The organism is Candidatus Terasakiella magnetica, assembly GCF_900093605.1.
Lineage (GTDB): Bacteria > Pseudomonadota > Alphaproteobacteria > Rhodospirillales > Terasakiellaceae > Terasakiella > Terasakiella magnetica.
In genome coordinates this window covers 18839-41116 of sequence record NZ_FLYE01000006.1, presented here as the reverse complement: position 1 = coordinate 41116, position 22278 = coordinate 18839, and the positions used below count along the sequence as shown (strand labels likewise).

General features: G+C 38.7%; 26 protein-coding genes. 16 read left to right on the top strand and 10 right to left on the bottom strand.

Going from position 1 to position 22278, the window contains the following annotated elements; genetic code table 11:
- Positions 1-5 precede the first annotated feature (5 nt).
- The 12 genes from MTBPR1_RS17945 (at position 6) to MTBPR1_RS05760 (ending at position 9943) form a co-directional block, all read left to right on the top strand.
- Positions 6-413 carry a hypothetical protein gene (locus tag MTBPR1_RS17945; protein ID WP_126465041.1) on the top strand — a complete coding sequence of 136 codons (408 nt, stop codon included), beginning with the start codon at positions 6-8 and terminating at the stop codon, positions 411-413.
- On the top strand, positions 414-899 hold the full coding sequence (locus MTBPR1_RS05810) for a hypothetical protein (RefSeq protein WP_069186628.1): 486 nt from the start codon (positions 414-416) through the stop codon (positions 897-899).
- 68 nt (positions 900-967) lie between these two features.
- The gene (locus MTBPR1_RS05805; RefSeq protein ID WP_069186627.1) at positions 968-1390 is read left to right on the top strand and encodes a hypothetical protein; all 423 of its coding nucleotides are present in this window, start codon (positions 968-970) and stop codon (positions 1388-1390) included.
- A 135-nt stretch (positions 1391-1525) separates the two neighbouring features.
- Positions 1526-1831, top strand: coding sequence for a hypothetical protein (locus MTBPR1_RS17940; RefSeq protein WP_126465039.1), 306 nt, complete (start codon positions 1526-1528; stop codon positions 1829-1831).
- 8 nt (positions 1832-1839) lie between these two features.
- Positions 1840-2376 carry a hypothetical protein gene (locus MTBPR1_RS05795; RefSeq protein WP_069186625.1) on the top strand — a complete coding sequence of 179 codons (537 nt, stop codon included), beginning with the start codon at positions 1840-1842 and terminating at the stop codon, positions 2374-2376.
- Entirely contained in the window at positions 2376-2837 is a 462-nt protein-coding gene (locus MTBPR1_RS05790) for a hypothetical protein (protein WP_069186624.1), read from the top strand. The genes MTBPR1_RS05795 and MTBPR1_RS05790 overlap by 1 nt, the downstream gene beginning before the upstream one ends.
- 2 nt (positions 2838-2839) lie before the next feature.
- A complete protein-coding gene (locus tag MTBPR1_RS05785) occupies positions 2840-5341 on the top strand; it encodes an ADP-ribosylglycohydrolase family protein (protein WP_069186623.1) in 2502 nt (833 codons plus the stop codon).
- A 78-nt stretch (positions 5342-5419) separates the two neighbouring features.
- Positions 5420-6328, top strand: a complete 909-nt coding sequence (locus MTBPR1_RS05780) for a DNA N-6-adenine-methyltransferase (protein ID WP_205631212.1) — start codon at positions 5420-5422, stop codon at positions 6326-6328.
- A gap of 154 nt (positions 6329-6482) precedes the next feature.
- Positions 6483-7970, top strand: coding sequence for a hypothetical protein (locus tag MTBPR1_RS05775; protein WP_069186621.1), 1488 nt, complete (start codon positions 6483-6485; stop codon positions 7968-7970).
- 54 nt (positions 7971-8024) lie between these two features.
- On the top strand, positions 8025-8387 hold the full coding sequence (locus MTBPR1_RS05770; RefSeq protein ID WP_069186620.1) for a hypothetical protein: 363 nt from the start codon (positions 8025-8027) through the stop codon (positions 8385-8387).
- A gap of 248 nt (positions 8388-8635) precedes the next feature.
- Entirely contained in the window at positions 8636-9076 is a 441-nt protein-coding gene (locus MTBPR1_RS05765) for a hypothetical protein (RefSeq protein WP_069186619.1), read from the top strand.
- A gap of 93 nt (positions 9077-9169) precedes the next feature.
- Complete coding sequence (locus MTBPR1_RS05760) at positions 9170-9943, top strand: hypothetical protein (RefSeq protein WP_069186618.1); 774 nt, start codon at positions 9170-9172, stop codon at positions 9941-9943.
- Between the two features lie 94 nt (positions 9944-10037).
- Here the strand turns inward: MTBPR1_RS05760 and MTBPR1_RS05755 are convergent, their stop codons facing one another.
- Together MTBPR1_RS05755 and MTBPR1_RS05750 are read right to left on the bottom strand one after the other, a co-directional pair.
- Complete coding sequence (locus MTBPR1_RS05755; RefSeq protein ID WP_069186617.1) at positions 10038-11303, bottom strand: Y-family DNA polymerase; 1266 nt, start codon at positions 11301-11303, stop codon at positions 10038-10040.
- Positions 11300-11764 carry a LexA family protein gene (locus MTBPR1_RS05750; RefSeq protein WP_240492866.1) on the bottom strand — a complete coding sequence of 155 codons (465 nt, stop codon included), beginning with the start codon at positions 11762-11764 and terminating at the stop codon, positions 11300-11302. Before MTBPR1_RS05750 ends, MTBPR1_RS05755 begins: the two co-directional genes overlap by 4 nt.
- Positions 11765-11924: 160 nt before the next feature.
- On the opposite strand from MTBPR1_RS05750, the gene MTBPR1_RS05745 reads away from it, so the two are divergent.
- Positions 11925-12197, top strand: a complete 273-nt coding sequence (locus MTBPR1_RS05745; protein WP_069186616.1) for an HU family DNA-binding protein — start codon at positions 11925-11927, stop codon at positions 12195-12197.
- 63 nt (positions 12198-12260) lie between these two features.
- Here the strand turns inward: MTBPR1_RS05745 and MTBPR1_RS05740 are convergent, their stop codons facing one another.
- The 3 genes from MTBPR1_RS05740 to MTBPR1_RS05730 all read right to left on the bottom strand — a co-directional run bounded on the left by MTBPR1_RS05740 (position 12261) and on the right by MTBPR1_RS05730 (position 13908).
- Positions 12261-12686 carry a hypothetical protein gene (locus MTBPR1_RS05740; RefSeq protein WP_069186615.1) on the bottom strand — a complete coding sequence of 142 codons (426 nt, stop codon included), beginning with the start codon at positions 12684-12686 and terminating at the stop codon, positions 12261-12263.
- A 54-nt stretch (positions 12687-12740) separates the two neighbouring features.
- Positions 12741-13307: an HIRAN domain-containing protein gene (locus MTBPR1_RS05735; RefSeq protein WP_069186614.1), complete on the bottom strand. Its 567-nt coding sequence runs from the start codon at positions 13305-13307 to the stop codon at positions 12741-12743.
- A gap of 145 nt (positions 13308-13452) precedes the next feature.
- Positions 13453-13908 (bottom strand): helix-turn-helix domain-containing protein, encoded by a 456-nt coding sequence (locus MTBPR1_RS05730; RefSeq protein ID WP_069186613.1) that lies wholly within the window; start codon positions 13906-13908, stop codon positions 13453-13455.
- A 1161-nt stretch (positions 13909-15069) separates the two neighbouring features.
- Here MTBPR1_RS05730 and MTBPR1_RS05725 point away from each other — a divergent pair.
- Together MTBPR1_RS05725 and MTBPR1_RS05720 are read left to right on the top strand one after the other, a co-directional pair.
- Positions 15070-16314 (top strand): replication initiation protein, encoded by a 1245-nt coding sequence (locus tag MTBPR1_RS05725; protein ID WP_069186612.1) that lies wholly within the window; start codon positions 15070-15072, stop codon positions 16312-16314.
- A gap of 639 nt (positions 16315-16953) precedes the next feature.
- A complete protein-coding gene (locus MTBPR1_RS05720; RefSeq protein WP_205631211.1) occupies positions 16954-17646 on the top strand; it encodes an endonuclease in 693 nt (230 codons plus the stop codon).
- A 61-nt stretch (positions 17647-17707) separates the two neighbouring features.
- Here the strand turns inward: MTBPR1_RS05720 and MTBPR1_RS05715 are convergent, their stop codons facing one another.
- The 4 genes from MTBPR1_RS05715 to MTBPR1_RS05700 form a co-directional block, all read right to left on the bottom strand.
- A complete protein-coding gene (locus MTBPR1_RS05715) occupies positions 17708-18499 on the bottom strand; it encodes a hypothetical protein (protein ID WP_069186610.1) in 792 nt (263 codons plus the stop codon).
- A 301-nt stretch (positions 18500-18800) separates the two neighbouring features.
- Positions 18801-19181: a hypothetical protein gene (locus tag MTBPR1_RS05710; protein ID WP_069186609.1), complete on the bottom strand. Its 381-nt coding sequence runs from the start codon at positions 19179-19181 to the stop codon at positions 18801-18803.
- Between the two features lie 307 nt (positions 19182-19488).
- The gene (locus tag MTBPR1_RS05705) at positions 19489-20172 is read right to left on the bottom strand and encodes a hypothetical protein (RefSeq protein WP_069186608.1); all 684 of its coding nucleotides are present in this window, start codon (positions 20170-20172) and stop codon (positions 19489-19491) included.
- Between the two features lie 53 nt (positions 20173-20225).
- Positions 20226-20450 (bottom strand): helix-turn-helix transcriptional regulator, encoded by a 225-nt coding sequence (locus tag MTBPR1_RS05700; RefSeq protein ID WP_083222916.1) that lies wholly within the window; start codon positions 20448-20450, stop codon positions 20226-20228.
- Between the two features lie 716 nt (positions 20451-21166).
- On the opposite strand from MTBPR1_RS05700, the gene MTBPR1_RS05690 reads away from it, so the two are divergent.
- Entirely contained in the window at positions 21167-21394 is a 228-nt protein-coding gene (locus tag MTBPR1_RS05690; RefSeq protein WP_069186605.1) for a hypothetical protein, read from the top strand.
- Between the two features lie 167 nt (positions 21395-21561).
- On the opposite strand, the gene MTBPR1_RS05685 is transcribed toward MTBPR1_RS05690, so the two are convergent.
- The gene (locus tag MTBPR1_RS05685) at positions 21562-21948 is read right to left on the bottom strand and encodes a hypothetical protein (RefSeq protein WP_069186604.1); all 387 of its coding nucleotides are present in this window, start codon (positions 21946-21948) and stop codon (positions 21562-21564) included.
- Positions 21949-22278: the final 330 nt, after the last annotated feature.

The following is a 22278-nucleotide window of genomic DNA, read 5'->3' as shown; positions in this document are numbered from 1 at the left end:
ATTAAATGAATGTAGTTGAACTTAATCAGTGGTATGCACAGCCTATACACTGTCCGTTTTGTGGAAAAGCGTCTCACTCACGAGATTTTCCAGGTTGTAAACACCTTTTATATGTCATCTTTGATGGGAACTTCCAATATAGAAGTAATTACTTTAATCAAGTGATCGGTTTGTCTGGTGATGAAGATGATTTTGATGCTGAGCTAAATACTGATGAAATTCAAAAATTTGGGGAGCCTGAGGACATTGGAGCAAAGCATTCTTCAAGCTTTTCTAATTTAACGGAATTCCAAGTCGATAACGTGTCGGATACAGCTCATTTCGGATTTTCAAGCTTTGAAACCGAACTCTGTGGCTGGGGGCTGGAACATGTATCCCCTTATATGGATGACAGTGATGAGAAGGTGAATTAAATGTCGGATCAATATTGTGATGTAAAAGCTGGCTTATTGAGCGAAGCTTTGAAAAATACAAACTATAAGCGAAGAAAGAAGCCTTTGTATGTCGATTTAGAGTTTTATCGTGGTTCCAGCCAATTATCAGTTTCTGAATCAAAATTTAGTAAGTTTGACCATTTGATTGAAGCAATAGGAAAGGAAACATGGCGATGTCAGGTCGATGGAGTAAAATTGGCAAAAATCGTCACCACATGGCCTCTAGATACTGTCATTCGCCTGACATATATGGCAGTGGGTCTTCAGGTTTCTAATGGAAAGTCCAAGGTCATGGTTCCTTCAACTGGGTTGAATGGTGTCAAACCCATCAAAAGAGAAGTTTTAAAGCCTGACCCTAACCATAAGGGAATGCCAGAAGGAATTGATGAACCTTTGAGGCACAAAACCGATCAACGGCAAACGTGGTTATTCAGTGCTAGAATTCCTATGCCAGAAGATAAATAGGAATGTGACCTTATTTGTCATATTTCGATGCTACACAGTTACTAAAATATTAGCTGTGAGTTGTTGAAATGGTAGCATCAATCGAACTTCAAAATTATTCATACAAAGTAGCTCTAAATACGTTGTCATTTCTGAGTGTTTCAGACCGCATGGATCGAAGATTAATGATTTTACATCATGCCATCGAAGATGCACTTCATGGTGATTTATCCGAGGATGATATTGCAGGTTTCATGTTTATGGCACTTTCCGTTGCTAATAGGAAATCATGCACTACGGTTGTTAAGTATGCGGCAAATGTTTGTTTGGCGGCACTTTCTCATAACGCACCACTTACAATTTTCATGAGTGATATTTTGTTTTCTACTCTTTCCAAGAATTGCGAGATTGATGAAACATGTGCGGATTTGATGGAAATATGGAATACTGACCTTAAATCTATCCCCTCTAAAATACCTTTATCAGTGATAATGATGAAAGGTCATGCATAGTATTATCCCAGCAGATTTAATATTGTTGTAGGGTTAGTGCATAAAAACCATGTTGCGACATCATAATATTTTTGAGTGACCTATTTTGTCACCTTCCAGTGTTAAACCTAAAAACAGGAAACACAGGAGAGGCAAATGAACAGGGCATTGATTTTCTTATTTACATTTTTTGTTGTGCTTCAATCGTTGAAAGCAATGTCGCAGTCACGTTTGCTTGAGACAACAGAGCAGTATCGCCAACGGCTTAGTTCTGAGCGGTATGATGACCATCAGAGAAATCTTCAAGCAAATAGCTTCTATGTACCTTTCGGTTCCCAAAGAGAATATTTGGGTAGAGAAACTCCTTCTGGGGTCGAGACACCTGGAAGAGTTAGGCAGCATCGATTTGATTATGAAATTCCTGGATATGATTCAGTCTATGGGACTGTTAATGGGCAATAGATGAGATTATGACTGCACAGTTTTCAAATACAATAATTTATGATGGTGAGTTCTATGACCTAATAGGCATTGAAGGTCCTGAGTTATTTCACCCAAGTGAATATGGGATGATACCTGAAATGCTACATACAGCTTGTTATGCTGGGTTCTATTGTACCTTCGAATTGACTGAAGACGCATTAAAACTTCGGGGTTTAACTCTAAGAGACAAAAATAGCAATTATGTAAAAATTGGTGATGTTGAGCCAATGAAAGATGAATATCAGGCTAGTTATGAAAACCTTGATGTCACCATTCCTTTTTCTGGTCAAATCAGATTAGCAAAAGATTTTATTGATGAACTTTATGTTCATATGGGCTTCCAAGCTCCTTCTTCTTATCAAACTGTATTCGACGTGAATATTGAAAATGGTCGCATTCACGATGTAATCGACCGTTCTAAGGAAATGGAGGAATTGAGAAAGGGTCCACCAGAAATAAAAAGAACATCAAGTATCGCTAATTTTGTTAGGCGAGCATTTAGCTTAAAGATGGAGAAAGAATAATGAATCGAGATGACATTGTGGAAACATCAGATGATTTTGAAATCCTGTTTTCTGATGAAGATGGTAATCCGATAACAATCCGTGAAATGGCAAAAACTTTGCCTCTCGACTACTCTTCTTCCAGGGATGGTTTGCCCACGCTAAGTGAGCGTGTGGAGATTGACGGTTTAGATAATTTTTATGATTTCTTTCAAGTTATGTATGTCCGTGAGGATATGACCTCTAGTGCGGGCTTTCCAAATGAAGTTGGATGGTACTGGCTTACTTATTATGAGCCTGCAGGCTGCGGGTTTGGTTATATTGGGCCATTTGCAGAAGAGTCTGAAGCTTTGGATGATGCTTGCTCAAAATCTTTGCCAATAAATGACCAAAGACGGTCTGAAAATCCATCAGGTTTTATTGGGAATGATGATGAAATTGCGTTTTCAATTCCAACTTTTTGGAAATCAGAAAGACAATAAAAATGACAGATGCTTATTCCTCATCAGATAAATATGAAAGCATTGTTGTAGGGCAATCAATTGGTGACAAGATTGGGGGGCCTTCCAGCTTAGCTAATATCCTTTTAGACAGTGTCTATGAACATCAAGGATTTGATGCTTATGATGTAGTTAATCGCTATGTCAGTTGGTGGGATAAAAAGGGTTTTGATACAGGGCCAGTTGCTGAGGGTGTTTTTTGCAAAATTTCTGAAGGAACTCCTGTAACGCAGGCTGTTTTTGAAATTGATGAAAGCTTAAAGGGTATGACAGCTGGCTGCGGCCCACTCCATAGAAGTGTGGTTCTTGCAGGCGTTTCATTTCTCGATATTGACCAACTTGAGAAAGCTGCCTATCAGGAAGCAAAGCTTACTCATCTAAGTGACATTGCAGCTTATTCTGCTGTAGCTTCAGTTCGTATCGCTCGTTTACTGGCTACAGGAGTTAAATGGGAAAATGTAATTGAAAATTGCATCACTGATTTGCCTGAAGATGTTGTGCAATCCATTGTGAATTGGCATAGACCACCTGCTGATAAATCAGCATTTTCTCTGTCAGTTTTACATAGTGCTCTGCATTTTGTCGGAACATCTGAAAGTTTCGATGAAGCATTAGAGCGTTCTATAGCTTTTGCAGGTTCCGCTAATTATTCACCTGTTCTTAGTGGTGCATTTGCGGGTGCATTATGGGGCGGTTTGAAACCTGACAAAGTTAGAACCGTAGGGAATTCCAAAATTCATAATGAATATAAAGGAAGCACAAAAACTAGTCCGTGGCTTATTGGGGCAATAACAGGTGATGTTGTAGGTTCAATCTATGAAGGTTATGGAACTAAACGCAAAGACTTTCCTTTGTTTGGTCACGGGTGCAGGTTCACTGACGATACTATATGTACAGTTGCCATAGCGGATTGTCTTATGAATGGTGGCGATGTAGCGGATTACTTACGAAAATACGTGAAGAAGTATCCTCATTCTGGATACGGTGGGATGTTCAAAAAGTGGGCGAACGACCCAAGTATGGGACCATATGATAGCTGGGGGAATGGTTCAGCTATGAGGGTTAGCCCAGTTCCATATTTTGCGAAAGATTTTGATGATGTCTTGTATTTGGCTGAATATGTTAGTTCTGCGACACACAATCACCCTGAGGGTATTAAAGGGGCTCAAGCGGTTGCTGTTGCTATTTGGATGGCCTTGCACGATGCTAAGTCTGAAGATATTCGTTCTGAAATAAGTTCACGGTTCCAATATGACCTTTCTAAAACTGTAGATGAAATTAGACCAGATTATAGGTTTGATGTCTCTTGTGCTGGTAGTGTCCCACAAGCAATTATTTGTGCATTGGAAGCAACTGACTTTGAGGATGCAATACGAAATGCCATCTCAATTGGTGGGGATAGCGATACAATAGCATGTATTGCAGGAAGCATTGCAGAAGCATTATTCGGTGTGCCTGACGATATTGCATTTATCACTATGGAATATCTAAACGACGAAATTAAATGTGTTTTGTCGCAATATGTAGATGTCTGCAAGCAACTAAATAAGTCAAAAAGTAAATTATCAGAGGAAATTTCAGGAGGTGAACAGCGTTCAGTTGCTGCTCTTGTTGGCTTGGCAATTGGAGATGCACTGGGTGCTCCAATTCAATTTATGAGACGGGATACATATCAACATGTTTCAGGATATACAGCTGGCGGGACATATAGTTTAGAGCCAGGGTTTTGGACAGATGATACATCTATGGCTTTATGTTTGGCTGAAACGCTTATTGAGAAAAATGGATATGATGCTTTTTCGTTTGGAGAAAAGTTAATTCGTTGGGTTGATGATGGATATAACTCCTCATTACCAAGGTGTTTTGATATTGGGGATACAACGCTTCGAGCAATTTCAAATTATAACCGCACCAAAAATCTTGATTGCGGGATTACAGGGAAATGGGCTGGGGGAAATGGAAGTATTATGCGTTTATCTCCAGTTTCAATTTTTGGACAAAATAATGCTGATATGGCTGACATCATTTCGGTTGAACAAGGGCAATTTACCCATAACCATTTTGTTCCAAATTTTGCCTGCAGGATGTTGAATGCAATTATTATCGAAGGGATAAAAACTGGCAATAAGCAGAAAGCTCTGCAAGCTGTTGACGTGGAGGGGTGTCCTGAAGAGCTTTTTCATCTCATCAATGGGGACTATAAGAATAAGAGCAGAGATGAAATCAAATCAGATGGATATGTCGTTTCAACATTAGAAGCGGCAATGTGGGCGGTTTGGCAGACCGAGAATTTCAAAGATGCTTTGTTACTTGCTGTGAATCTAGGTGATGATGCTGATACGGTTGGTGCTGTTACTGGACAAATAGCAGGTGCTATTTATGGAATGGACGGTATCCCAAGTTCTTGGGTCTCTGAATTGCACAATAGCCGGAGAATATTAGAACTGGCAAACCAACTATATTCAAAAAGATATCAAGCTGATTGATTTTAGTAGCTTTAACTGTATAACTTTTTAACCAATAGACCTGCAAATATTATCAAGTTTGGTTAAAAATAGTAACAGATGCCATTAGATACAAGTTTCCTTCATTTTGCTGCTGAACGAAAAATCAACATAAGTGAGTTAGGGCAGCATACATCTTTGACAAGAAATACATTGAGAAGTCTGCATCAAGGTAAAGGAAACTTGATAAGTTTGGTTCGAGTTCTTGACGTAATGGGGTTGGAAATTGTTGGGCGAGGTTTACCTGCTGGTAATAACATTGGCCAACGCATTGAACATTTAAGAAAACGGAAGCAACTAAGCAAAAGTGAACTAGCACGTTCTGTTGATGTGGCAAGGCAGACAATTATTAGACTTGAAAGTCAATCGACTGGTCGGGTCGACACATTATCCAGGGTATTTGATGTGCTTGGTGTAAAGGCAAAGATTGAACCAAAGGATAAAAAGAAACGATTTACTGAAAACGCTGCCAACACATCCACATCTGATGAGTGGTATACACCACCACATGTCTTGGATGTTTTATATTCTGTTTATAGTGTCTTTGACCTAGACCCGTGTTCACCAACAAGGGACGAGGGTAAAGCACCTGTTAAAGCCAAGAAATATTTCACCCAGAAGAATGATGGTCTGTCTTTACCATGGTGCGGTGTTGTCTTTATGAATCCTCCTTATTCAGATGTTGCCTCCTGGACGAAAAAAGCTGCTGATAGTGTTGAGAGGGGGGATGCTAAAACAGTGGTCGGCTTGGTGCCAGCTCGCACAGATACGAAATGGTGGAACAATAATTGTGCAGGCAAAGCAGATATTCTGTTTTTGCACGGTCGTTTAAAATTTGGTTCTCAGACTAATTCTGCCCCATTCCCATCAGCACTTATTTTCTGGAATGCAGATTTGGTTCAGATCCAAGAAACCCAGAAGGCAATTCCATCATTTCATATGCCTAAAATGGCAATTTCAGCTGAATAGTGGACAAGAGGGTAGAAACACAGGGTGTTCCATAATAAACACACGTTTATAGTGGAACACTTTGTTCCTAACTGTATGAAAATGATGCAATTCTCGAGTTGACCTATGTTTTTGAAGCGTTAATCTTTCTAGTAATTTTTTTAAGGGGGATATAATGGCTAAAGAAAAGAAAAAGAAATCAAGGGGCAAAAAATTCAAAGCACTCAAAGGGGCAAGTAAGATTACTGTTGAGGAACAGCTAGAAGAGAGCCTATCTGAATATGAAACTTCTTTGGAACCAATCGAGCTTAGAGATACAAATACAATTTTTCTTTTACCTGATGTCTCATCATATGGTTACAGCAAAACAAACGTGATTCTTGCTTATATGCTTTTTCCAAGAAAGGACGAGGACAAGGCTGAGAGAGAAGCATTTTTGCGGTCATTTGAACGTAAAGCATTATGCGAAAACCTGCTTGCTGATGAATGGTCTGACCATCTAGGTCATAACATTAAAAATAAATGGCCAATGAAACTGAACCGCGAAGATATCGAGCTGTTAGCGTTTGACCAAAGACCTGAAGATGTTCAGGTAATGAGCAAAAATGAAACTTATTTCAGGTATGGTTATTTAGCAGCACGGTCTTTGGAGTTTATGTACTGTTTGTTGGAAGCCAAGAATGATGATGAGTATAGGTATGAAGGGCGAATAAGCCCTGGACTGCTGCCGTATTATTTGCCATTAGAAATTTACAACCCTTTGTATGAGATGGAAAAAGAGATAACAAAAACCAATAAGCAAAAGAATAAAGGGCTTTTACATGCTAAAAAGAAAAAGGCTGCTGAAAATGCCGAGCGGAAAAAGGGTCGCAAACTCAGTGAGAATGAACTCTCAAAGGTTTTAGGAAATGTCACGCTTAGCAAAGACGAAAAACTGGATGAAGAAGAGGTGTCGCCTCTTAGGAAGGTTTTGACAAATACTCCTCCTAGAACAGTTAAGGCGTTCAGGCAATTGCGGGGGAAATATCAGAATGTTGCTCACTTATGGGCAGCTTATTTCGACCGAAATGGAAAACCTATATTTGATGTATACGGTAACCGAAAAGGTAAAAAAGTTTCAGGGAAAGATTTATTTAAGTTCTTGGCAAGAGCTGAAGAGATCCGAAAAATGTCTGAAGAAAGAGGTGCTTTTGATGCAATGCATCAATCGGAGGTTCCCGCAAGTCCATATAAAATAGTGCCTTTAGCAGATGTTCATCAATTAAATGATGAAAGCTTCAAGAAACACCTGAGCGGTGACTGTGAAGATAAAGTCATATCAGCTTTGCTTGACGATAATTTTCAATCCGACCCTGAATTTTGGCAGTTAAGCAAACTTTGGAACGGTTCTCGACCTCTGGAAAAACCTGAAATGCTGAAAAAGATAAAACCAGAAAGTGAGGTAGCTGAAGAGACACGGATTGAAGATAGCTACTCAAAACAAATTCGGTTGAATGTGCATTTCGAAACCAAGTTTTCAAACAAGCAACGTAAACACCTAGAAAAAGCCCGTGAAGAATACATAAAGGCCAATGAATCATACCCGGAAGATGTAAGAAGTTTTTTAAATCAAAAGGTTGAGAAGTGGTCGGAAAGAAAATCACAATCTGCCCCTGAAGATTAATAGCCAATTCTGAGACCATTAGCTCCTGTCATAAATTTTATAAAAGGAGCTAATATGGATTTTAGAGTAAAAGTGAAACGCATTGAAAATGGTGTTCTCGTTGATGGTGACGAGGATGTCCGTATGTATGAATCACTGCTGAGTGATTACGAAACAGTTCCCAAAGCCGACATTGTTGAACTTAAAAGTATATACGGGATGATTTTTGATCACCTGTCGAAAGCCAATGTACAAGTTGATTGTTTGTTTTATCAGTTGCTGTGCCATTCAATTGCTGAGCTGATTGCGAGCTATGGTGCGTTGGATGAGGCACGAAAATTGAAGTCTGATGAATATGTTCTGATCCAATGGAAGGACAATCAGTTCAGTACTGAGATGGTTTGTAAGAATGAGAGAAAATTACTCAGAGTGAATTAAAAATGATTTCTGGATTATTTTTCAAAGATTAAACCCGTAGTGAAAGCTGCGGGTTTTTCTTCGTCTCAATTTCATTTTAAAACGCTCCAGAAATGGGCTGCACAATAATAGCTATTTTTTCACTGATTATGCAATTAAGTTATTGATATATAATGTTTTTGCAAAACTGATCACAGTGTCCGGGTGCAGGTTTTTCGTTTGGTCGAGTATAACTGAACTCATCGAAAACAAAGATGGAGTTTGACACTATGACTAAATTATTTAAGGCCATTGCAACCAGCGGAAACAACGGAGGCACACACTTTTCAAAGAAATCCCTGGAAGAGGTGAAACAGCTCAAAGGCAAGTTGCCTCGTAACTGTGAAACAGCAGGTGATGCTCTTCATAATACATTCAGCCTGGTCAGTTCTCGTACTTCAGTGTTCTTCGAGAACCAAGATGAGTTCTTTGAATGTCTTGTGGCTGTTTTGGAAGCCTGTGACCTTTATGAAACTGTAATGGCTAAAGCTGAACAGTTCACGGTCAAGGTTGAAGCTGGATATCAAGCTGCACCATTGCAGTACGATTTCACTTTCTCATTCTTCGATGAAGACAATGAGGATGAGGCTGTTGAAGTGTTGCCAGTGGTGAGCTTCAAGGAAGGTTCAAACCAATTCAAGAAAGGAGTGCGTATCGAAGAAGCAGCTTAACCAGACTGTTTCAAACAGGGATGGACATTTTTTTTAAATGCCCCAGTCCATTCCTGCTTTATGGGGCTATGTGCATAGAAAAGGAGATTAAATATGCAATATTTGACTTTTGCGTTAAATAATAAAGATACTGGTGGAACTGCTATGATTGCAGTCCCTACAGTCCAGATTGCTAACCTAAGTGCGTCTGAAGAACTTTTACCCGCGTTTTTGAATGCTGAACGCCTAGCTGACCATATTGTATCAGCTTTGTTTTCAGCTCAGTTTATGCCAGCTGAAGCGGTAGCGAATACTTTGAAAGTATGTTGCATCAAGCTGCTGGAAAGTAAAAGACTTCTTGTTCCTGCTGTAGATAAAGCGGATGAGAACTTTATCGCTGTTGAGCTAAATCGTGTTGGTGATAATTGGAAAGCTGTATGTAAAAGTGTTCCATTAGATTTGTACGTCAGTGCTCCAGGCCAAAAGCTGATTTCTGATGTTCCAAATGGCTACCTTCAAGTTAATCTGACTTTTGATGGTCGAGGTTTCCCTGAGTTTGAAGCTACTGTGGACAGTGATGTCTTCTTTAGTAAAAAATCTAATGATAAGGCATCTGACCGTTTGGGTAACTTGTCAAAAGAGCAGTTGAAAGCTGAAATTCTACGATTGTGGGAATTGAACTGTAACAACAGTGATAAGGAGCAGGCTAATCGTTTGCTTATGTGCGTTCTTGCTTTAGTTGAAAGCAGTAAGGTCACTCAAAAGGCGGCAAAAAACCCCTGGACTAAGAGACTGGTTATTGACCTAAATACTGACCTCGGTAAGAGGGATGGTGTTAAGGTAAGTGTTCTGGATAGAGTGCCTGCATACCTTACGGAAGCTGCATAAGGATCTGGAAAATGTCCCTGTCTGACATACCGTAGAGAAGCTGATAGTTAATTCTGTCGGCTTCTTTTTTGTCTGGTTGGTTCTGATTTAGAGATTATCTGACTCTGACAAGCTCATCCCATTTTGTTGTGTAGCTGGGAGATTTATGGTTTTGGGTCATATACCAGGATCTGGATTTCTTTAACTGCCCCAAGGCAATTGTTCCAGACCCAAAGCGAGCATTAATCTTGTCTAGGGATTTCATTAACTGGTCATCAACAGCTTGATTTATATCAAATAGGGTTTTAGGTGCTGAGTCTGATTTCATTAAATCAAGAAGGATAATGCCAGCTTTCTTATATTGAAGACCATCTTTGAAAATTCTTCTCAAGCCAGATAAGCAGGCTTGTAATATCTCTCGGGTGTCATTGGTGTATGTGGTGAGGCCAACTGTAATGGAGTTGGTATATTGCTCAAGGTCTTCACGAAATGGGTTTGTTCGAACAAAGACGGAAACCTGATTAGTAACAAGGTCTGATGTTCTGATCTTTTCAGCAGCTCTGGAAGCAAAAGATTTGATGGCTTCTTCAAGGTCATCTAAGGAATCAAGCATCTTCCCAAAAGAGCGTGTAACAGCGGTTGTTTGCTTGTCAGGTGCGTGATGTTCTAATTCCACACAACTGATGCCACGAAGCTCGTGAACAGTCTTTAAACCTACAACACCCATCTTCTTTCGTATCCAGTCATCTTCAGAATGAGCCAAATCAAATGCGGTATGCACATTGTTTGCAATAAGCCACTTGGAATAACGTCTGCCTATGCCCCAGACATCTCCCACTTCAGTTTTTTGAAGAGCTAATGGTATCCAGTCAGGGTGGTTGGTTAAATCAAGTACACCATTGGCTTTAGTCGATTTTTTGGCAAGTCTGTTAGCTATTTTTGCTAATGTCTTTGTTGGTGCAATTCCAAGAGCAACAGGGATACCAGTATATTGTTTGACCGTATGTCGTATTTCCTGAGCATATGTAGTGAGGTCAAGATGCTCAAAGCCTGTTAGGTCCAGGAAACATTCATCGATTGAATAAACTTCAATGTTTGGCGAGAATGTAGATAGGACAGACGCCACCCGATTAGACATATCACCATATAGAGCATAGTTTGATGAACGAACCTCCAGCCCTAGTTTTTGGATCTGGGGTTTGATTTTGAAATAGGCTTCGCCCATTCCAATTCCCAATGCTTTTGCTTCATTGCTCCTGGCAATAACACAACCATCATTGTTAGAAAGCACAACTACGGGCTTACCTTCGAGATGAGGTTCAAAAACTCGTTCACAAGAAGCATAGAAGTTATTGCAGTCAACTATAGCGAAGATAGTCATTTCTCAAGGTCTCGCATACAGTTCTTAACAACACCCCAAATTTGAGATTGTTCTTCAAGTTCTAAAATTGGGTAATCAGGGTTTTCTGGTTTTAATAACCATTTATCGCCTTTTTTGATGAGCCGTTTCATTGTCAGGTCACCGTGGATGGAAGCTATGACAATTGAATTATGCTTTGGGGTGATGCTTTTATCAACAATCAGCAAATCACCATCGAATATCCCAGCACCAATCATTGAATCACCTTCTGCTCGTACAAAAAAAGTACTGGCTGGGTGTTCTATGAAATCATTTAAATCCAAAGTTTTTTCTGTGAAGTCCTCTGCGGGGCTTGGGAAACCAGCACTTACAGCAAACAGAAAAATGGGCAGTGGGCATTGTGATGTGATGTCAGGTTTATATATCTCCATAAAGGAACATATGAAGAACATAGGTTGATATGTCAATGTGAAATGAAACATCAAATGAGGCTTTTGTAGCCAATTTAGACCTATGCTTTATCCTTAGAAAATACAAAACATACCTTCTATGGGCTTTAAAATAGCTTGTATTGTTTGACTTTGTGGTCAATTTCGGTGAAATAGCAAAATCGTTTATGAATTTTCAAATAGGAATGAAATTATGAATAAAACTGAACTGGTGAATGCTGTTGCTGAATCTGGCCTAACTAAAGCTGATGCTACAAAAGCTGTAGAAGGTGTTTTTGAGGCTATTACATATGCTATGAAATCTGGTGATGATGTTCGCCTTGTAGGTTTTGGTACATTCTCAGTGGCAGATCGTAAAGCTTCTACAGGTCGTAACCCACGCACAGGTGAAGAGATCCAAATCCCTGCTTCAAAACAACCTAAGTTTAAAGCGGGTAAAGGTTTGAAAGATGCTGTAAACGCATAAGCCCTCGATATCGTTTACATAAAATAACACCCACCGTTTTACCATGGTGGGTGTTTTTCTTTGTCAGGAAGCAAGCTGTTTCAAAGGATATACCTGGTCTAGCCACAAACTTAAACGTGGATTGATATAAGTTCGCTTCCCTTGATAAATATAATATTCTTCAGGGATATCTTTATTGTCCAAAAGCTTTTCAATGGCAGCCCTGCTGAAGTCAGAACAACCTTTTGCAAATTGAGTCAGGCTGACAATCTCAAAATGAGGTAAAGCCTTAAAGTATTCTGTAAGGAATTTGAAAACCTCCTCTTCAAAATCTTGAGCATCATAATCAAGATCTGAAAGAGATTGATGTTCAAATAGGTCTTCTGTGACAAAGTCAGCCCAACCTTGTGCAGTATCGCCATATTTTTCGTTGAGATGAACTTTGCCTGAAAATTCATACAAAATGTTGTCTGCGTGTTTCTTAATTTGGGTTTGAGTGTCTGTATTCATAATAAAATCTCCTAAAATAATTAATTAAAAACAATTTGTTGATTGTATAGGTTCTTAAATGAACCATTTGCAATATTTCTTCTGACCTCCAATCCAGCCGTCTTCCCTTGAGGCAAAGCCATAGCTTTCTGTGTCAGTGATGACACCAAATAACTTCTGCTGTTTCTTGAACGTTGGGCTGTTGAAAATAATTTCCTGGTCTTCCCTGTAGACATAGCCAAGGTGGTTATTATCAATGGCGTTGAAGACCTTAAGGGCTTTACTGTCGTGTGGATTATCAGGTTCTGGAACAAGATAAATATGCGTACCCAAACTGATTTCGGTTGGGATTACGTGAGTTCCTGCAATTTTCAATTCGTTTGAAAGTCTTATTCCTGCTGTTTGTTGCTCAAGGTATTTGCCAAGGTACTTTTCAAAGAACTTGTTTTGAGCTGAATCTTTAAAGACCTTGGTTACGATATCTTTGAAATCGTAAGCTGTGCAGGTTCGGTCATAATTATAATAATTTGTTTCAAATTCACGTTGAACGTAATGTTTAGAACAGTCTTTTAATCTGTTTTTGACTGTCGGTTTTGATATTTTTAGATCTTCAGAAATCTCCTTCACTGTTAAACATAACATCTTTTATACTCCTCTTAATCATCTCCTTATGATTGTTAATAATCTGAATATATTATCTTAAATTGCTTTTAAAGTCAAGTAAAAACTCAACTAAATCAAAGAGTTGTTAATCTATTGTGTTCTCGCTTTGTAAATAAACTTGGTGTTATTCTTCGTCAGTAATGCCAGCCATTGCCTTAACCATTTTGTTTAGCTGTGTTCTGACATTCTGGTCTGTTACTTGAGAAAAGGCACGAACTAACTCAAGGGTTTGCCGTCTGTGCAAGGTCAATTCTTCTTCAGGTACATCAGATTCAGAGTTATCAGTTTCGTATCCAGGGAAGGTTTGTTTTGTGGCCTCAGGCATTTCATCAAAGAAATAGGAAATTTGTACATCAAGGATGTTTGAAAGTAACCATAACTTGCTTGCAGAAACACGGTTGAAGCCTCGTTCATATTTCTGCACCTGTTGGAATGTCAATCCAATGCTTTCGCCCAGTTGACCTTGTGTCATTCCAACAAGGGTTCTACGAAGCTTAATACGTTGTCCGACGTGAACGTCAACAGGGTGGGGAGTGTCACTACCTCGGGTTCCTGGAAGCGGTTTATCTTTCTTAGCCAATTTGTGTCTCTTCAATTTATGATCTGATTTTTTTTCATTTAAGCGAATATGTTTTGGCTATGCAATCATTGTTTACATAAGCCGAGTGACAATGTTCAGATAAATTTCAATAGAACATTGTAAATAGTTTTTTGTGAATAAACTGAAAGCATAAAAAAAGACCCTTTCGGGTCTTTCTTTCAACGCGAGATATTTTGTCTTTTAATATCTTATAGATTTCTAAAATAACTCAAAAGATTAACTCTTTTAATACCTTATAGGTTTCTGAAATTGTTTTACTAAGCTATGCACTTAGTGAACTCGCGTTGTTGATTGTATATTCTCATAATTAGTCTCTGTTGTCAATAGGTAAAATGCAAAAAAGTTAATAAAATCAAAGGTGTATGATAATAATACATTGTAACGGCGTAGCCATCATTTACCTAATTCAGATTAAGTATGTTCCGGTAATTTCCGGAAAATAGATCCGGTAAAACTGTGTGTATGGTTGTTCTGGTAACCTGTATGTCGTTTACAGAAATGAAGTTTGCATCTTGAGTTTTGCATCTTCGCGTAATGCTGGGCTCATCGCCTATTGATTTGAGCTAAAGCTCAAATTTATGTTTGCCAACATTTAGGGCTAACGCCATTGCTCAATAAGAGCTAACTATTTGTTTGATTAGTGGCTAACGCCTTAGTCCTTTGAAATACAATCAGGCTTATCAGAAACCTACTATAGAGCATAGTTTTGTTGATTATAGGGTATTGGTATATGTAAGCCAGCTTTCCTACTGAGAAACGATTTATTTGGCTTTTGAAAATCCAAAGAATAAATCCCATTCTTGTTACGGTTAAAACCCACACGGTTTAACTTAATCCAACAAATGTGGATTTGCTGAAAGCAATTGCTTGGTTAACTTAAATATTAAGTTACTGAAAATATGGAATTGAGTGGATTGCCTACAAATATACATATGTCAGCAGAAATAATAGTATAGTTCTCAGTATAGGTTTTTATGATGTTCCGGTAAAAAATGAGATTATCTAAATAAAATAGATACTTAACTCTCTTTCAGAAATTGAGAAATGATATGTTTTCCAGATCAAATGATATGTTTTCCAGATTGAATCTTTGTGCTATATATTCATCATCAATTATAGCAGATTCAAGAGATTGTAAAAATGAATGATACTGTGGGAACGAATGAAGTCCCAAAACCTTTTAACAGATCTGCTGCAAAGAAAATACGTGGTGAACTTTGGAATGCTAAATCAAAACCTTCAGTGAAACATCAGATGCGTTTAATGCGAAAAGTTGTGGTTGAAGGCAATCTCACGAAAAGAAGCCTAAGGCTCTATGATACGATTTATTCAATCTTGATAGATCTCTATGAGCAAAACGGTGATGAAACTGCAAAGCTTGATAGCAATCTGATCCCAGTTCCCAAGGTGATGGAGCATTGCAATTTTGACAGGCTCGAAGAATTGGAGAGTTCTCTTGATGAGCTGGCTGAAGTTCAGGTTGAATATAAAATTCTGAACAAGCGAAAATATGAGGAGGTTCCTGGTCAACATCCGTTGATTGGAAATTGGGAACATCTAAGGGATACTAAGACTCTCAGAGTGGAAATCCCATCAACAATTGGCGATATTATTTTGTCCAATGGCTATTACGCATATCTATCGTTTAATGCCATTCCAAAGTTTAAGACGAAATACGCAATGTTGCTATATCCCAACCTTGTTTCTGACCTGACAGACTTCAAGGGCAAATCGACATATGACATTGATGTATTGAAGCAGCTAATAAATTGGCCTGTTTCGTCGTGGGGCCAGACGAATAATTTTAAGAAAAAGATCAAAGATGCGGTCAAAGATATTAGTAATAATAGCAATATCTATGTGGCTGAAAATGACATTGATTACGAGAAAACAGGAAACAAGACTGTTCGCGTGAAGTTTAAGGTAACGCAAAATCTAAAGAATAAGGATTTTCGAGAAAAGCGAATTGAAGGCAGGCAGTCATTTGCTAAAGACCCGATTAGCTTTCAGACAATGAAATACCTAAGTCGACTGTTAAGGATTAACCTTGATGGTGTCACTCTTCCACTTTTGAGGCGATTGTGGAAGCAAGCAAAGGATGAGTTCTATCTCAGCCCAAATGCTGCAAAACTGTTAGATAAAGATCCTGAAGCAGCCTGTATTCGCTTCTTTGAAGAGGAATTTGAAACATATTCGACAAAGAATACAGATTTTCCGTTTCTTTCACGATTATATAAGGAACTTGGAACTGAGGAGAATATCAGGGCTCAATTTAAAGACCCTAATTCCCTTCATGATATGACTGCTGAAGAATATGATAAATGGATGGAAGCGAATGGTTTTGAAGAACCAGAAGGGGATACAGGAATTCCAACTCAGGGGTAAAATTGAACGGTAAACATTCGTAAACAGCGAACTTTGAACAAATTCCGGTAGTGTTTACGAATAAAATTGTAAACAATATCTGAGATTGCACGTTTACAGTTTTAAGCCCAATTTGATGACAAATGTTCTGTCAGTGCTGATGTAAACGTTTTTTGCTGTAAACAGTTCCAAAGAGAAAACGTTTACGGTTTTTGTCAAAAGTGATGACAACACCTGAAGGCACAGGAATGTAAACGGTTTTGGGCTGTTTACATTTCTTAAAACATTACTGTAAACGACATGATGGTGTTTACGAAAAGATGTGGACCTTCATTTCTGTGCATCAATTAATTCAGGAACTGAAACACCTGTAGGGTAATCTGCAACGCAAAAGTTGGGTTCTGCACTAACTCCGTGCAAAGTGTTTCAATTTATTTTACCTGCAAAGCAATTTAAATTAGGTTTTGTCTCATATGGGTGAAGACCATAATTCAGTTTCATATATTATCAATATCAGTTCTCCATATTGGGGTTCTGAGTACGACGTAGTTTCTCGGCGGACTTGGGTGGTGATTTTTCATCACCCCTTTTTTTGCCCAATGGACAGGTAAATGGGCTTTCGGCTATCTTCCTATCAGATTACAAAAAAGGATGCCTGAGATGTTAAAATATGCCCTTGCAGCAATGCTTGTCTTGCCAACGTTTGCCATGGCAGAGCATCCCAAGTCATTTTCCAAGGCTAAGAAGCTGGCTGTTAAAATTCACAAAGGTATGGAAACCACATTTTATTGCGGGTGTGATTATGCTTACAAAGGCAAAAAGCTTATCCCTGTAGCTGAATCTTGTGGTTATGAACCCAGAAAGCCTGTCACTAAAAAAGGAAAGCCTAATTCCCGAGCAACCAGGATTGAATGGGAACACGTAATGCCTGCTTACTGGTTTGGGCATCAACGCCAGTGCTGGCAGGATGGAGGTCGTAAGGCCTGTAAAAAAGATCCTGAGTTTTCAAAGATGGAAGCAGACTTGCATAATCTGGTTCCCGCAATTGGGGAATTGAATGGTGACCGTTCAAATTATCGTTTCACAATGCTTGAAGGTGAACCACGTAAATACGGTAAGTGTGATTTTGAAGTGAACTTCAAGGCCAAGAAAGCTGAACCAGCTCCCGAGGTCAGAGGTGATATTGCACGTATCTATTTCTATATGGCAGAACAGTATGGTCTGAAGTTATCTAAGCAGCAGAAGAAATTGCTCAAGGCCTGGGATAAATCAGATCCTGTTTCTGCTTATGAGGTTGAGCGGAATAACCGTATTAAAGCAGTTCAGGGGAATGCAAACCCCTATATAAAGTAAAAGAAGTCGATAGTTTCCTACCGACTTCTTAATGTTATGCCATATGACATTGTCTTAGCCTTTAAGCAGCTTTCTGAGCATGTTTATAAGTTGGGCTTCTATAATCGAGCCTGACTTCAAAGGATGTGTTTGCAGGCTCTGTATCATCAATTTCAATAACACAGTTATGCGTAAAACGATTGACGTAGGCCTCTTTACCTAAACCCATAATCTGTACGTACAGTTTGGTCAGCAGAGTGAGAAATAAATGGTCATTGTGGTTTAATGGTCCATTTGAAGCTCTTAGAATTTGAAGCATTTTGGCTTCGAACTCATTTTGTTTACTGATGCCAAAACTCTTTTTAAACTTACGAACGTGTTTCTTTCTTTCATGGTAAGTGGGCTTTCCAACATCAATGAAATTGTTGATGATGTGGCGTACCCCTCTGTAAAGTAAGATGGTGTTAGGATTAAATTGCTGACTATCGTCCAAGCCTTCAACATCGTGAGAAGGGGAATATAGAGAGTAAGGCACAAATTGAACTTTAGCTGTTTTTCTACGACCAAGATTCAGAACCTCAAATATAGCAAAGTGGTCTTCAAACTTTTCAACTGCAATATCAAGCAAGTTTTGATGAGCAAGAAGGTTTAAGCAATCAGTAGCTAATTCAGTGTGGGTACGATGGTCTTTACCCTTTGTGCTTTTCAGCAGCATTTCGATAGCATTAGCTTCAGTATTGTATGGTAGGAGGCCCAAGGCCTTTTGTGCTTTAATTGTCTCAGTAACAGCTTCTAGTGGAACCCAGATGCGACGCATAGCTTGTTTTTTTGCATCAAATACATAGTAAGCAACTTGTTCTGTTTCTTTAGTCATTTGTTATCTCCTTAATAATTAATAATGAAGATATAATACTAAATGAGCCTCGATTTGTTCACCCGGACACTGTGATTTGTTTTGTATTATTCAAGTAAAACAATTACTTATGCCAAAAATGATTTGAAAAATATGTGTTATTGTGCAGAGGTTATTAGCTAAGGGAGGTAGTCTGTGAATTGTTTGAATTACATTAAAATTTTAAGTCAAGATTCTGCAGGGAAATTACAGATCATAAAAAAAGCCAGCTCAAATTAATGGCTGGCTTTTCATGGTATGTCAGAAGACATTGTTTGGAACCTTATGCTGCTTCAGCAAGCTTTTTTCGGATGAATGTATGACATTCTGGATTACCGTTTCTTTTGCTAATCTGAATAACTAGGTCATGTGTATCCTTGTTCAAGTAAGCCTGCTTTGCCTTGAATGTGTTTTCAAGATAAGCAACCGCAAATCTCTTGGCATCTTCAATCAGTTTGGAATTAGTTGTGATGTCAGGGGCGGTCAATAGATTCACCAACTTAGCTCTTAATTCAGCTTGATTAAAACCACCCAAGAGGCTTGCCAGGGATTTTTTTTGCTTATGGCTGAAGTGCTTTTCAGAAATACGAGCTGAGATAACAACTTTATCGCATTCAATAAATGTTGCTACAGTTTCAGTTGCTGGAGTAAATGTGTGTTTCATGGATATGTCCTTTCTATATCCTAAAGATTTAACAATGAGAATATAGTATTTGAATTGATCGAATTATTTCATCCGGACACTGTGATTGTTTATGTATTTTCTTTTTATAACAATGAGTTAAATGTTATATTTAGTTAAAAATACGGGTTTTTGTGCAAGCTGTTTCGCGTATTTTTTGTAATGTGAAAAAAACATTGGTTCGGAATTTAAAATTCCACTTCAATTAATTTTACCAATGAACAAAAAAGCCAGCTCAAGTGAATGGCTGGCTTTCATGGTATGTCGGCTATAGGCATAGCTTTCATCCTTATGCTGTTTTATATACTTCCAAATCAGAGGCTGTATATTTCGTGATGCTTAAGGGGTCAATGATGACTTCAAATTCATCTCGGATGTTGCTGAAAGCGATCACATCCTTTTTTGAAACCATAGCTTCCAAGATTACGGGTTCTTCATATTCAGATTGATTAAACCTTGATGCAAAAAACTTTGCGACTTGAGGGGCTAGTGTCCAAGACCAGCCAAGTTCAAAAAACAGATCCTGTCCTCGATAAATAGTGAAGGATTCCGGAAGCTGTGAGAAATGTTGACGGTCTGTTGTGTACATCATCAATTTTCGTTTCTTTTTTGCTTTCATCTTTTGTCGCTCAACAAATAAGCTGCGAAGTAGTTGGTCACGTCTTTTATTGTCTGTGCCAAGGTTTTCAGCTTCGATATAAAAGTATAGAAGTTTATGCCAATACACCTCATCAGGAAGCCTTACTGCTTTATCAAGATATTCATATGTCCAAAGGTTTTGAATGAAGATTGACTCCAATGGTTGAAGTAAATTTTGTACCGCCGCAACTTGCTCTTCATCATTGTAGTCATTGATTGCAGCTTTAATCGTAGGGATTAGGCCCGCAATTGTCTGGTAGCTTTCAGGCTCAAGCAAATCGCCTTTGGCGTTAGCAGCAATTAGTTGCTGGGTATTGATAATATATTCTTCCATTTGAATTCCTTTCGTTTTGGAAGTTATGGCAGGATTGCCGGAAAAAATATTAGTTATCGTCTGCGGAGAACGGGTTCACGTTCTAGGTCAGACAGCCACTTTTGAACGCTTTCAATCTTGTAAAAGATCTTGGAACCAAGCTTGATGCGTGGTGGGCCAATGCGTTCAGCGTGTTTTCTTTGAAGTGTTCGAACAGACAGCCCTAGAAGCTCTGAAAGCTGTTCCTGTGTAAGGAAGCCTTCAAGAAGGTTAGGGGTGTTGTTCAGGGCAGTATCCATATGCATCTCCTTTGCAATTAATGATGTAAACATTTTATAAAATGAAATTGGATTTGAACTCCCGGACACTGTGATTGGTTTCTATGTATTATATATAAACAATCACTTAGTCTTGAATTAGATTGAAAAGTATTGGTTATTGTGCAGTCGGTAATTACAGGGTATCGACTTTGACAACGCAGCTGTTTTCTAATAACTCAAGCACTACCAAGTCATATGCTTCATTCTCGTTAAGCTGCTTGTAAGCGTTATGCTCTTCCAAGAGTGGTAGAACTGCTGACAAAACTCTGTCGTCTTCTGGGGTCAGCTTTCTAGTGAAGAGGTCGTGGAGTTTTCTGACCAAGTCTTCTGAGCTTTGTTTATTTAGAAGGCTCGTTTGTCTCGCAATATGCAGAGTGGATAATGGTAGGGAAATCGCTACGTATTCCATTACTGTTTTGAACGGGTGGTTCACTACTACCAATGTGTGTTTCCTTGTTTTTGTAAGCATCATAATTTCCTTTCAGAATGCTTGTTTGAACTGTTAGGAAGGTACTGAATCTGCTTTGAATATTTCACCCGGATACTGTGATTTGTTTCTTAAAAAGCAATCAAAACAGCAACTTGTATGTGATATTGATTTAAAAATAGCTATTATTGTGCAGATAGTTTTTCGTGCTTTAACTCATTGGGTCCTGTAGTCTTAATAAACAGAACAACAGAATGAGTTTGATGATATGTCAAAGTTTGATGCCAACCAGATGATTGCTCACTTACAAGACAAATGGGGCGATAACACCTGTCAAATGTGTGGTTCTAAGAAATGGAATGTTTCTGATACCATTTATGAACTGAACGAATACCATGGCGGCAATGATGGACAGGTTCTTCCTGTAGTGCCAGTAGCGTGTGGTAATTGCGGAATCACGGTTTTTGTAAATGCGTTTGTGAGTGGTGTTCTCTGATCTGTAAGTGCCTAAATTTTAGAAACCCTATCATGAATTATTAGAACTGAAAGGAAGGTATTGTAAGGCAAAAAAAGAAGCCCACATCGAAATGTGTGCTTCTTAATAAGACCAGGATATAGGCATTGCCTGTCTCCGTATGGTGATTACGCAGCTTGTTTAGAGGGTCAATCAAACGTTGAGTATTGACCGAGGGTGTATCTGCGAGATTTTGATTTCGTTTCAATTTCCAAACTGAACTGGTCATTGAAAAAATCTGACAGGTCTGCCGTAAAATGAATATCGAGTTCTTTGCGTCTAGTCCAAGTGCTTCTTACTTTTCCGATTAAAAACAGGGCTTTCGCAAAAGCAATGTTGCGTGCGATATCATTCTTACCTGCAGCGATCAAATCCGCGACTTTGCCAAGTTCCAAAGAAACGAAATTTTTGATGCGTGTCTTTTCCCCGCTCTGCCAGCCTTTAAAGAACTCTTCATCTGAGATAGTGAAAGTTTGCGTAATTGTGTTTTTCTGAATAGTTTTGATTACAGCTTTTACAGTTAGTTCAGTAGTCATAATGTATTCCTTTCGGGTTGTTTGTTTGAACTGAAAGGAAGATACTAAACTTGGAATTTTTTTCTCACCCGGACACTGTGTTTTGTTTTGTAAATATGCATTTATAACAATAACTTAGTTGGTTTTTCAGTAAAATAGTTATTATTGTGCAAGCGGTTTTTAGGGCAAAAGAAAAGGGCAGGAAAAATCCCGCCCTCTGAATCTAAAACTATCTGCTTTAATTTAAGCTATCTTGCTGCCAACAATATTGACTGCTTCTCTAAGTGGTTCATCGAATAGATGGGAATAACGCTGTGTTGTTTGTTGCTGGGTATGCCCCAGCAATGCACC